Annotated in this window: 9 protein-coding genes; 2 read left to right on the top strand and 7 right to left on the bottom strand. The window is 53.7% G+C overall.

The genetic code is table 11. The features are described 5' to 3' along the window. Positions 1–34 precede the first annotated feature (34 nt). Entirely contained in the window at positions 35–358 is a 324-nt protein-coding gene (locus OK412_RS06915) for an HI1450 family dsDNA-mimic protein (protein ID WP_003853921.1), read from the top strand. 48 nt (positions 359–406) lie between these two features. Here OK412_RS06915 and oppF read toward each other — a convergent pair whose 3' ends face one another. The 7 genes from oppF to OK412_RS06880 form a co-directional block, all read right to left on the bottom strand. Then, positions 407–1,408, bottom strand: a complete 1,002-nt coding sequence (oppF, locus tag OK412_RS06910; protein WP_010244389.1) for a murein tripeptide/oligopeptide ABC transporter ATP binding protein OppF — start codon at positions 1,406–1,408, stop codon at positions 407–409. Next, positions 1,405–2,418 (bottom strand): ABC transporter ATP-binding protein, encoded by a 1,014-nt coding sequence (locus OK412_RS06905; RefSeq protein ID WP_010244386.1) that lies wholly within the window; start codon positions 2,416–2,418, stop codon positions 1,405–1,407. Before OK412_RS06905 ends, oppF begins: the two co-directional genes overlap by 4 nt. An 11-nt stretch (positions 2,419–2,429) precedes the next feature. Continuing rightward, a complete protein-coding gene (oppC, locus tag OK412_RS06900; RefSeq protein WP_010244382.1) occupies positions 2,430–3,338 on the bottom strand; it encodes an oligopeptide ABC transporter permease OppC in 909 nt (302 codons plus the stop codon). 14 nt (positions 3,339–3,352) lie between these two features. After that, positions 3,353–4,273: an oligopeptide ABC transporter permease OppB gene (gene oppB, locus OK412_RS06895; RefSeq protein WP_010244379.1), complete on the bottom strand. Its 921-nt coding sequence runs from the start codon at positions 4,271–4,273 to the stop codon at positions 3,353–3,355. 92 nt (positions 4,274–4,365) lie between these two features. After that, positions 4,366–6,006 (bottom strand): oligopeptide ABC transporter substrate-binding protein OppA, encoded by a 1,641-nt coding sequence (gene oppA, locus OK412_RS06890; protein ID WP_033757856.1) that lies wholly within the window; start codon positions 6,004–6,006, stop codon positions 4,366–4,368. Between the two features lie 156 nt (positions 6,007–6,162). Beyond that, complete coding sequence (locus tag OK412_RS06885) at positions 6,163–7,788, bottom strand: ABC transporter substrate-binding protein (protein ID WP_264352915.1); 1,626 nt, start codon at positions 7,786–7,788, stop codon at positions 6,163–6,165. A gap of 582 nt (positions 7,789–8,370) precedes the next feature. Beyond that, positions 8,371–9,018, bottom strand: a complete 648-nt coding sequence (locus OK412_RS06880) for a YchE family NAAT transporter (protein WP_010244367.1) — start codon at positions 9,016–9,018, stop codon at positions 8,371–8,373. A 460-nt stretch (positions 9,019–9,478) separates the two neighbouring features. On the opposite strand from OK412_RS06880, the gene adhE reads away from it, so the two are divergent. After that, complete coding sequence (adhE, locus tag OK412_RS06875; RefSeq protein ID WP_010670264.1) at positions 9,479–12,166, top strand: bifunctional acetaldehyde-CoA/alcohol dehydrogenase; 2,688 nt, start codon at positions 9,479–9,481, stop codon at positions 12,164–12,166. The last annotated feature ends 29 nt before the right edge of the window (positions 12,167–12,195 follow it).

The following is a 12,195-nucleotide window of genomic DNA, read 5'->3' as shown; positions in this document are numbered from 1 at the left end:
TTGTGTAAATGGCCGCAGGCCGACAGGACAGACTATGGATTTAAATAATCGCCTTACCGAAGATGAAACGCTGGAACAAGCCTACGATATTTTTCTCGAACTGGCCGTCGACAATCTTGATCCGGCAGACGTCATTCTCTTCAATCTGCAGTTCGAAGAGCGCGGTGGCGCAGAGCTGTTCGATCCCTCTGAAGACTGGAAAGATCATGTCGATTTCGATCTGAACCCGGACTTCTTCGCCGAGGTGGTGATTGGGCTGGGTGAAGCGGACGGTGAACCGATCACCGACGTCTTTGCTCGCGTGCTGCTGTGCCGCGAGAAAGACCACAAACTCTGTCATATCCTGTGGCGTGAGTAAGCGTCAGATTTGATAAGAAAACGCCGGGCGATTGCCCGGCGTTTTGCATTATAGCGGGTCGACTTTCAGACAGGAGACCGCGTGATTGAAGCTGCCTTCCAGCAGCGGCCGGGTTTTCGCACACTCCGGACCGGCAATCGGACAACGGGTGCGGAACACGCAGCCTGATGGCGGATTGATCGGCGACGGCAGCTCCCCTTCCAGCAGCTGAATCTGCTTGTTCTTCTCCTTGTCCGGATCGGGGATCGGCACCGCGGACATCAGCGCACGGGTATAAGGATGCTGAGGATTGCTGTAGACCTCTTTGTAGGTGCCCAACTCCACCGCATGCCCCAGATACATTACCAGCACCCGGTCAGAGATATGTTTCACCACCGCCAGATCGTGCGCAATGAAGATCAGCGATAAGCCCATTTCACGCTGCAGCTGCTGCAACAGGTTAACCACCTGGGCCTGAATTGAGACGTCCAGTGCGGAGACCGGCTCATCACAGATAATCAGCTTTGGCTCCAGAATCAGCGCGCGGGCGATACCGATACGCTGACACTGACCGCCCGAGAACTCGTGCGGATAGCGGTTAATCAGGTTAGGCAGCAGCCCCACCTTCATCATCATATTTTTAACGCGGTCTTTCACTTCCTGACGCGCCATTTTTGGATGATAGGTACGCAGTGGCTCTGCGATAATATCGCCGATGGTCATACGCGGGTTCAGCGACGCCAGCGGATCCTGGAATATCATCTGGATATCGCTTCGCGCCTTGCGCCACTCCTCTTCACTTTGCCCCAGCAGATCACGGCCTAACCAGGCGACCCGACCTTCGGTCGCCTTCACCAGCCCGATAATGGCGCGCGCCAGGGTCGATTTACCACAGCCAGACTCGCCTACCACGCCCAGGGTTTCCCCCTCATACAGACGCAGGCTGACACCATCGACTGCTTTCAGGGTTTTTGATGGCTGCCAGAACCACTGCCTGCCATCTTTGATGTCGAAATGCACCTTGAGGTCGGCGATTTCCAGTAACACTCTTTTTTCAGCTACGGTGCTCATACTAACTCCTCCACCGGCTTAAAGCAGGCGCGCAGACGGCCTTCGCCAAAGGGTTCCAGCGGTGGTGCCTGGGTGCAGATATCCATAGCGTGCGGGCAACGCGGCTGGAAGGGGCAGCCCTGCGGCAGACGCAGCAGGTTGGGTGGATTACCCGGAATCGTCGTCAGGCTTTCCCCTTCCGCATCCAGACGCGGCACCGCATTAAGCAGACCAATCGAGTAAGGATGTGACGGCTGATAAAAGACATCGCGGGCACGGCCATACTCCATGGTGCGTCCGGCATACATCACCAGCACTTTGTCGCAGATCCCTGCCACCACACCCAGATCGTGGGTGATCATGATAATGGCGGTGTTGAACTCGCGCTTCAGGTCGTTGAGCAGCGTCATAATCTGCGCCTGGACGGTAACATCCAGCGCGGTGGTCGGCTCGTCGGCAATCAGCAGTTTGGGACGGCACAGCAGCGCCATGGCGATCATGACGCGCTGACGCATACCGCCGGAGAACTCATGCGGATACATCTTCATCCGCTTGCGCGCTTCCGGCATTTTCACCGCATCCAGCATTCTCACCGACTCTTCAAACGCCTGCGCGTTGTTCATCCCTTTATGCAGCTTAAGCACTTCCATCAGCTGCTCGCCCACCCGCATATAGGGGTTCAGCGAGGTCATCGGGTCCTGGAAAATCATCGCAATCTGTTCGGCGCGCAGTTTATTGAGCTTGTTCTCGGGCAGATTCAGGATCTCTTTGCCATTGAACATCGCCGAACCGCCAATGCGGCCATTTTTCGCCAGCAGCCCCATCAGGGCAAAGGCGGTTTGTGATTTGCCGGAACCGGACTCACCGACAATGCCCAGCGTCTCACCGGCGCGCAGCGAGAAGTTCAGATCGTTAACGGCGGTAACATCACCATCGTGCGTGCCAAAGGTAACGCGTAAATCTTTGACCGTAAGTAGCTGTTCGCTTCCCGCGCGGGCCGCCATTGCTGGCTGGAATTCATGAATAGTCATCGGGAAACTCCTTAACGATCTTTCGGGTCGAGGGCATCACGCAGGCCATCGCCGATAAAGTTGAAACAGAACAGCGTGACTACCAGGAAACCTGCCGGATAGAGCAGCAGCCACGGCGACACTTCCATCGAGTTTGCCCCGTCGCTGAGAAGTGCGCCCCAGCTACTCAGCGGCTCCTGCGTACCCAGGCCCAGGAAGCTCAGGAAGGATTCAAACAGGATCATGCTCGGCACCAGCAGCGAGGCGTAAACCACTACCACGCCCAGCACGTTCGGCACGATGTGGCGCACCACGATTTTCCAGGTCGATACCCCACCCACATGGGCCGCTTCGATAAACTCTTTGCGCTTCAGGCTCAGCGTCTGGCCGCGCACAATACGCGCCATATCGAGCCACGAAACCATACCGATGGCGGCAAAAATCAGCAGGATATTGCGACCAAAGAAGGTCACCAGCAGGATCACGAAGAACATAAACGGGAAGGAGTTAAGGATTTCCAGAATACGCATCATCACCGAGTCTGTTTTACCGCCGAGATAGCCAGCAATCGAGCCATAGAGCGTCCCGACAATCACCGCGATCAGCGCAGAAGCCACGCCCACCATCAGCGAGATACGGCCACCGATAGCCACACGCACCAGCAGGTCACGACCCGAAGAATCGGTGCCGAACCAGTGACCAGAGGTGGTATCGGGCGGCGAGGACATCATGGCCCAGTCGGTATCGTCGTAAGTGAACTGCGCCAGCATCGGCGCAAAGATCACGAACAGGGTGATCAGGAACAGCACCAGCAGGCTGATGGAGGCAGCGCGGTTATGAATAAAACGACGACGCGCGTCCTGCCAGAGACTACGCCCTTCTACTTCCAGCTTCTCACTGAACGCATCAAGAGCTTCGCTGTTTTTCTTACTTAACATCATGGCGAACTCCGCAATCAGTAACGAATTTTGGGATCGATAACGGCATAGAGCACGTCAACAATCGCGTTAAATACGATGGTCAGCAAACCCACCAGAATGGTCAGGCTCATCACCAGTGAGTAGTCACGGTTCAGCGCGCCGTTCACAAACAGCTGACCGATGCCCGGCAGACCGTAGATCGACTCAATCACCATCGACCCGGTGATGATGCCGACAAATGCCGGTCCCATATAGGAGATCACCGGCAGCAGCGCCGGTTTCAGCGCATGACGCATTACAATGCGGCGCAGCGGTAAGCCTTTGGCGCGCGCGGTGCGGATAAAGTTGGAGTGCATCACTTCAATCATCGATCCACGGGTGATACGCGCGATACTGGCGATGTAAGCCAGCGACAGCGCCACCATCGGCAGCAGCATGTAGTTCCACTGCCCACCATTCCAGCCGCCGCCCGGCAGCCACTTCAGGGTGATGGCGAACAGCAGAACCAGCAACGGCGCGACCACGAAGCTGGGTATCACCACGCCGGTCATTGCCACCCCCATCACCGCAAAATCCCACAAGCTGTTCTGTTTGAGCGCAGCGATAACTCCGGCCGTGACGCCAAGTACCACCGCCAGCAGAAACGCGGCCAGCCCAAGTTTGGCCGAGACCGGGAACGCATGCGCGACCAGGTAGTTGACCGAATAATCTTTGTATTTAAAGGATGGGCCGAAGTCGCCGTGCGCCAGCTGCACCAGGTAATCGACATACTGCTTACCGATAGGATCGTTGAGGTGATATTTCGCCTCAATGTTGGCCATCACTTCCGGTGCCAGGGTGCGCTCGCCAGTAAACGGGCTGCCGGGTGCCAGTCGCATCATAAAGAAGGAGATGGTAATCAGGACGAACAGCGTCGGGAGCGCTTCAAGCAAGCGACGCAGGATGAATTTTAACATTGCCGTACCTACCAGGCTGTTGCTTCACAACATATAAAAAAAAGTAAAAGGCGGCGCCAGACGCGCCGCCACTGCTGATAGCCTGAATGCTATTAGTGTTTGATGATGTAGAAGTTTTTATCGAGCGTTTTATCCAGTGGATCTTTACCGGTATAACCGCCGACATAAGGTTTCACCAGACGGGTGTTCACGTAGTAGTAAACCGGGACGATGGTGCTGTCTTTATCCATGATCTGCTCGGCCTGCTGATAGTCAGCTGCACGGGCTTTAGCATCCGGGGCCTTAATCGCGTCGCGAATCACTTTGTCAAACGCATCGCTCTTATAGTGCGAGGTGTTACTGCTGCTGTTGGACAGCATGGTGTTCAGGAAGGAAGTCGGTTCATTGTAGTCCGCACACCATGCCGCACGGGAAACATCGTAGTTACCCTGATGACGGGTATCCAGGAAGGTTTTCCACTCCTGGTTTTCCAGCTTGATGTTCACGCCGATATTTTTCTTCCAGATCGACGAGGCGGCAATTGCCAGCTTCTTGTGCAGATCGGAGGTGTTATAGAGCAGGTTAAAGGTCAGCGGTTTGTCGGCGGTGTAGCCCGCTTCGGCCAGCAGCTTTTTCGCCTCGGCATTACGCTTGTCCTGTGACCATTTGAACCAGTCTGGCGGCAGAATGTCCATGCCGTCGGTCGCTGGTGGCGTGTAGCTATAGGCAGGTTTCTGGCCCTGCGCCAGCACTTTATTCACCATGATGTCACGATCCAGACCCAGCTTCAGGGCAGCGCGCACGCGCGGATCGGTGAATGGCGCTTTCTGGTTGTTGATTTCGTAGTAATAGGTGCAGAGATATGGATCGACGTGCAGCTCTTTACCGTTGTCACGCTGCAGCTTTTTAAACAGCTCAATTGGCAGGTTGTTATAGGTCATGTCGCTGCCGTTCTCGGAGAAGTAACGGTTAACGTCACTGACTTCTGAACTGATCGGCAGGAAGGTGACTTTGTTCAGCACCGTATGCTCATTGTCCCAGTAGTTCGGGTTACGCACCAGGGTGATACGTTCGTTAATCACGTGCGCTTCAAGCTTAAAGGCACCGTTGCCGACCCAGTTCTGCGGCTGCGTCCACTGATCGCCAAATTTCTCAATCGCCGGTTTGTAAACCGGTGACATGACGGAGTTAATCAGCAGCTTATCAAAATAGGGAACCGGCTCACTCAGGGTGACTTCCAGCGTGTGATCATCAATGGCTTTGACGCCCAGATCGGTAATGGGTTTTTTACCGGCGATGATGTCATCAACGTTCAGGATATGACCATACTGCGGATAGCTGGCATACGGTGAGGCGGTTTTAGGATCGACCAGACGCTCCCAGCTGTAGACGAAGTCCTGCGCGGTGACCGGCTCGCCATTGGACCATTTGGCATTTTTACGTAAGTGGAAAGTCCACACTTTGAAATCTTTATTTTCATAGCTTTCCGCTACGGCCGGAATCGGTTTACCGTTGCTGTCATTGACCAGCAGACCTTCGTAAAGATCACGAGCCACGTTGTCTTCCGGAACACCTTCAATTTTGTGCGGATCGAGCGACTGCACTTCATCGCCATTGCCGCGAACCAGCTCCTGTTTAGCGGCCAGCTCAACGCCTGCAGGCACCGTTGCTGCGAAAGCCGCATTCCCTGCCAGCGCACTCACTGCGGCGAAAACGCCCGCTGCAATCAGGCTTTTTTTCGTGATGTTGTTCATTATTACACTCCAGTTTTATTATCGTCACCGTGGCGATGCTCTGCCCCGGCGTCCCCCGTCTGCGGGCTCCCTGGCCTGTTACCAGGGAGATTGACCCCAAAAAAAGGTCTGTTTGCTGATGCGCTTTCCGACTGTCTCGCCGAACGGGCGATCAGATCAGTGTTTTTTGATGAAATAGTACTTCAGGTCTGTCATGTCCTGCGGGTCTTTGCCCGTGAAGCCGCCAACCCAGGGCTTCACCAGGCGCACACTTACGCGGTAGTAAACTGGCACAATTGGTGAGTCTTTGTCGAGTTGTGTTTCAGCCTGCTGATACAGGCTGGCGCGCTGCGCCTCGCTGCCCGCCGTCAGCGTCTCCGCCATCAGACGATCAAAGGTCGCGCTGCTGTAAAACGCGGTGTTGATCGAGGCGTTGCTGATCAGCATGTTCAGGAAGGTTGAGGGTTCATTGTAGTCAGCACACCAGGTGGCGCGCACCACGTCATACTGCGCCTGATGACGGGTCTCCAGCATGGTTTTCCACTCCTGATTCTGCAGCGTCACCTTAGCACCCAGGTTTTTCTGCCACATCGACGCGGCCGCAATCGCCTGCCGTTTGTTCTGATCGGAAGTGTTGTAGAGCAGCGTAAAGGTCAGCGGATGGGCAGCATCAAAGCCGGCCTCTGCCAGCAGCTTCTTCGCGGCTTCATTACGCTGCGCCTGCGTCCAGGTGAACCAGGCAGGTGGCGTGAGTTTGATACCGGCGGTAAAAGGCGGCGTCAGGCTGTAAGCCGGAATCTGCCCCTGGGCCATGATCTTATTGGCAATCACCTCGCGATCGAGGGTCATCTTCAGCGCGGCACGCACCCGCGCATCGGTAAACGGCGGCTTTTTGTTATTAATCTCGTAGTAGAAGGTGCAGAGCAGCGGGCTGACCTTCACTTCATCGCCCAGCTCTTTGCGCAGCTTGCCAAACATCTCTGGTGGCACCGCACTGTTGGTAATATCCGTGCCGCCGCTGCGGTAGCGATTGATATCGCTGTTTTCAGAGGCGATCGGCAGGAATGTCCCCTGTTCAATCACGGTGTGCGCATTATCCCAGTAGCGAGGATTACGCTTCACGACAATTTTTTCATTCACTACCCAGTCGCTCAGCGTGTAGGCGCCGTTGCCGATGTAGTGACCCGGGCGGGTCCAGGCTTCGCCCCACTGCTTAATGGCTGGCGCATAAACCGGCTTCATCGCCGTATGCGCTAACATCGCCACCAGGTAAGGCACCGGCTCACTCAGGGTAATTTGCAGCCGATGGGCATCCAGCGCCTTCACGCCCAGCTGATCGGGTGACGCTTTGCCAGCAAGGATGGCATCAATATTGGCAAAATGGGCTGCCTGCAGATAGCTGGAGTAAGGCGACGCGGTTGTCGGGTCCACCAGACGGCGCCAGCTGTAGACGAAATCAGCGGCGGTAACCGGCTCACCGTTGCTCCACTTCGCATCCTCCCGCAGATTAAAAATCCAGACGGTGGGTTGCGGGTTTTCCCAGCTTTTAGCGACGCCAGGAACGACCTGTCCGCTGTTATCGGTATTGACCAGGCCGTCCAGCAGGTTGTGAATAATATTGGATTCCGGCACGCCTTCGGTTTTATGCGGATCCAGCGAGGAGACTTCACTGCCGTTATTGATCACAATCTGTTGCTGCGCGGCCAGTGTTGTGCCCGGCGGCACCGTGGCGGCATAGGCCGGCGAAAAAGCCATTAATAAAACGACTGCGAGTTTTGACCGCTGCTGCTGCAAATTCTTCATCCCAATCATGCGAAACGCCAACCTTAAATTAAGTATCCCGACAGGCTTAAGCAAAAAGCGTTCTCACTTTGGGCTTTCGGAGAAAAAATTTTACGTTGGGCCAAAAATTATCAGAAGCCGTGAAGGCGCGCCAAAGCAAAATAGCTAAAATGTTAACTAATTCTCTTTTATCATGAGAAGTCAGGCAGCGGAAGTGTTAATTTTCGTCCTGAAAATATCATATCGATATGAAAAATAGACTATTTAGCTGGAAACCCCTCTTAAGAGCGGAAAGCAGCGACAAACAGCCTCTTTTTTGGCACTTATATTGGGGAATCTGGCTTCAGCGTGATGAAATTTAAGATAGCGTGATTATTCTGGCAGTTTGTGAGGCTTACACGAAAATAGAGAGCAGAATATCGTGTGAAAATAGTGACATTATTTTGCAAAAAAAAGTCTGTGAGCCAGCGCGCAGTAATGAAATTTATAATTGCCTGATTCTGTTAAGCACAACGAATAATTGCATCGTAATGGTGCATAAAATGCCCCTCCTGCACCATTACGGATCATTATTTCACTTCACTCTCTGAAATAAGTGAGCGTTTAATTGAGTAAGCCGGGAAAAATGGACTTCATGCCGGTGACAACAAATTCGATGCCCAGTGCCATCAGTAACAGACCCATAATACGCGTAATGACGTTGATACCGGTCTGGCCAAGAATACGCACCATTAACGGCGCGGCCCGAAAGAGTAACCAGCAGCAGAATGCAAAGATCGCAATCGCCAGAGTGAACCCCAGCAGATTTATCCAGCTGTGGTAGCGGGTGCTCCAGACAATGGTCGAGCTGATAGCACCCGGCCCCGCCATCAGAGGCAACGCCAGCGGCACAACCCCCACACTTTCACGAATCGCCGTTTCTGACTTCTCCTGCTTATTCTGCTTATCTTCGCCCAGCTTGCCGCTGATCATCGACATCGCAATGGTGACGACCAGGATCCCACCCGCGATGCGGAAGGAGTCAATCGAGATGCCAAACACATGCAGAATCGCATCCCCAAGGAACAGTGACGTCCAGAGAATAATAGCAACCGCCAGATTGGCAGTGAGGTTGGTTTTGTTACGCTCAGCCACCCCCTGATAACGGGTCATGCTGATGAAGACCGGAATAATTCCCACCGGATTGACCAGCGCAAAAAGCCCGACAAAAAATTTTATATAGCCTGATAAATCTAACAGCGCAGGGTTCACGACTTTACTCCGTACTACAGGGGGGGAAAACGCGCCTAATGTATGTGAAAACAGGCACGGACGCCAGATGCTGACTCAGCTATTTATACTGTTGAATGACGGAGCATCCAGCGCTTTACCCCAGAGATTAAAAAGTGACTGGATTTAGCCGCTACCAGGCTGATGACGTGAAGAGGTAACCAATTTGATAAACAAAGGGCGCAAAGGGGAGCTGAAAGGTGTCAGCTTGCGGTTAAATTGATCTGCATCAAAATTGCCCTACCCCAAACCAGGTAATCTTTTCGCAACGGAAGTATTAGCGTCAGCGAAGAAAACCTCACTGACTGCAACAGAAGACTAGTTCAGTAAACAGTTGAAAATCCGGGCGTTCTAATCCAGTCCAGCGCCTTATGGCAACGTGACTATACTCATGGCGCAGGATTGTTTACTAAAAAAGTTTAACTTCCTTCAGGAGAACACCATGGCCGTAACCAATGTCGCCGAACTTAATGCACTGGTTGAACGTGTAAAAAAAGCCCAGCGTGAATATGCCAACTTTTCTCAACAACAGGTCGACGCTATCTTCCGTGCCGCCGCCCTCGCCGCCGCAGACGCCCGAATCCCGCTTGCCAAGATGGCCGTTGCCGAATCCGGTATGGGCATCGTCGAAGACAAAGTGATCAAAAACCATTTTGCTTCAGAATATATCTACAACGCTTATAAAGATGAAAAAACCTGTGGTGTGTTAGCCACGGATGATACTTTCGGCACCATTACCATCGCCGAACCTATTGGCCTGATTTGCGGTATCGTCCCGACGACCAACCCCACTTCAACCGCCATCTTCAAAGCATTAATCAGTCTTAAAACCCGTAACGGCATCATCTTCTCTCCTCATCCACGCGCCAAAGATGCGACCAACAGAGCTGCAGATATCGTGCTGCAGGCGGCGGTGGCTGCCGGTGCGCCAAAAGATATTATCGGCTGGATCGACGCACCTTCCGTTGAGCTGTCCAATCAACTGATGCACCACCCTGACATCAACCTGATTCTCGCCACTGGCGGTCCGGGCATGGTGAAAGCGGCTTACAGCTCCGGTAAACCTGCGATTGGTGTCGGTGCGGGTAATACGCCAGTCGTGATTGATGAAACCGCCGATCTGAAACGTGCGGTTGCGTCGATTCTGATGTCGAAAACCTTTGATAACGGGGTTATCTGCGCCTCTGAACAATCGGTGATTGTGGTCGATTCAGTCTATGACGCGGTGCGTGAACGTTTCGCCAGCCACGGCGGTTATATGCTGCAGGGTGCCGAACTGAGTGCGGTGCAGAATATTATTCTGAAAAACGGCGGCCTGAATGCGGCTATCGTAGGCCAGCCAGCGTTCAAAATTGCGGAGATGGCCGGTATCAGCGTGCCACCGAGCACTAAGATTCTGATTGGCGAAGTGAAGCTGGTGGATGAGTCTGAGCCGTTCGCTCATGAAAAACTCTCACCAACCCTTGCGATGTATCGGGCGAAAGATTTCCAGGATGCGGTCGCGAAAGCAGAAAAACTGGTCGCCATGGGCGGTATCGGCCACACCTCCTGTCTCTATACCGATCAGGACAACCAGACCGAACGCGTACACTACTTCGGCGACAAAATGAAAACCGCGCGTATTCTGATCAACACCCCCGCCTCGCAGGGCGGTATCGGCGACCTCTACAACTTTAAACTGGCGCCGTCTCTGACGCTGGGTTGTGGTTCGTGGGGCGGAAACTCTATTTCAGAGAACGTCGGTCCAAAACATCTGATCAATACCAAAACTGTCGCCAAGCGAGCTGAGAATATGTTGTGGCATAAACTTCCTAAATCCATCTACTTCCGTCGGGGTTCACTGCCAATTGCGCTGGAAGAAGTGGCAACGGATGGCGCGAAACGTGCCTTTATCGTCACTGACCGCTTCCTGTTCAATAACGGCTATGCCGACCAGGTTACCCGCGTGCTGAAATCACACGGCATTGAAACGGAAGTGTTCTTCGAAGTTGAAGCTGACCCGACGCTGAGCATCGTGCGTAAAGGTGCTGAGCAGATGAACAGCTTCAAACCGGATGTCATCATCGCGCTGGGCGGTGGCTCACCGATGGATGCCGCGAAAATCATGTGGGTGATGTACGAACATCCGGAAACTCACTTCGAGGAGCTGGCGTTACGTTTCATGGATATCCGTAAACGTATCTACAAGTTCCCGAAAATGGGTGTCAAAGCGCGCATGATTGCCATCACCACCACGTCCGGTACCGGTTCTGAAGTCACGCCGTTTGCTGTAGTGACCGATGATGCGACGGGCCAGAAATATCCGCTCGCTGACTACGCACTGACGCCTGATATGGCGATTGTCGATGCCAACCTGGTGATGGATATGCCGCGTTCACTCTGCGCCTTCGGCGGTCTGGATGCCGTGACCCACGCGCTGGAAGCTTATGTTTCAGTGCTGGCGAATGAATACTCTGACGGACAGGCACTGCAGGCACTGAAACTGCTGAAAGAGAATCTGCCAGCCAGCTATGCTGAAGGCGCCAAAAATCCGGTGGCGCGTGAGCGCGTACACAATGCCGCCACTATCGCCGGTATTGCGTTTGCCAACGCCTTCCTCGGGGTTTGTCACTCAATGGCGCATAAGCTGGGTTCAGAGTTCCATATCCCACACGGCCTGGCCAACGCCCTGTTAATCTCTAACGTTATTCGCTACAACGCGAATGACAACCCGACTAAACAGACCGCCTTCAGCCAGTACGATCGCCCTCAGGCGCGCCGTCGCTACGCCGAGATTGCTGACCATCTGGGTCTGAGCGCACCAGGCGACCGCACCGCGCAGAAAATTGAGAAGCTGCTCGCCTGGCTGGATGAGATTAAAACTGAACTTGGTATTCCAACCTCTATCCGTGAGGCGGGTGTGCAGGAAGCGGACTTCCTGGCGAAAGTCGATAAACTGGCCGATGATGCGTTTGATGACCAGTGTACCGGCGCTAACCCACGTTATCCGCTGATTGCTGAACTGAAACAGATTATGCTTGATACCTACTACGGTCGTGAATTTGTCGAACCGTTCTCAAGCGTAGCCGAAGCCATTGCTGAGCAGCCGGTAAAAGGTATTAAGCTTGAGAAGAAAGCCAAAAAAGTCTGATAGTGCCGTTCTGACTGTCTGATAAAAAA

The sequence above is a fragment of the Pantoea sp. JV6 genome, from assembly GCF_025910055.1.
Taxonomy (GTDB): Bacteria; Pseudomonadota; Gammaproteobacteria; order Enterobacterales; family Enterobacteriaceae; genus Pantoea; species Pantoea agglomerans.
The sequence above is the reverse complement of the archived record's forward strand: the minus strand, read 5'-3'. Positions and strand labels throughout refer to the sequence as shown.

Bases quoted from the DNA above. Each gene is read 5' to 3' on its own strand.
- OK412_RS06915 (WP_003853921.1), top strand. From the start codon at position 35: ATGGATTTAAATAATCGCCTTACCGAAGATGAAACGCTGGAACAAGCC.
- oppF (WP_010244389.1), bottom strand. From the start codon at position 1,408: ATGAGCACCGTAGCTGAAAAAAGAGTGTTACTGGAAATCGCCGACCTC.
- OK412_RS06905 (WP_010244386.1), bottom strand. From the start codon at position 2,418: ATGACTATTCATGAATTCCAGCCAGCAATGGCGGCCCGCGCGGGAAGC.
- oppC (WP_010244382.1), bottom strand. From the start codon at position 3,338: ATGATGTTAAGTAAGAAAAACAGCGAAGCTCTTGATGCGTTCAGTGAG.
- oppB (WP_010244379.1), bottom strand. From the start codon at position 4,273: ATGTTAAAATTCATCCTGCGTCGCTTGCTTGAAGCGCTCCCGACGCTG.
- oppA (WP_033757856.1), bottom strand. From the start codon at position 6,006: ATGAACAACATCACGAAAAAAAGCCTGATTGCAGCGGGCGTTTTCGCC.
- OK412_RS06885 (WP_264352915.1), bottom strand. From the start codon at position 7,788: ATGAAGAATTTGCAGCAGCAGCGGTCAAAACTCGCAGTCGTTTTATTA.
- adhE (WP_010670264.1), top strand. From the start codon at position 9,479: ATGGCCGTAACCAATGTCGCCGAACTTAATGCACTGGTTGAACGTGTA.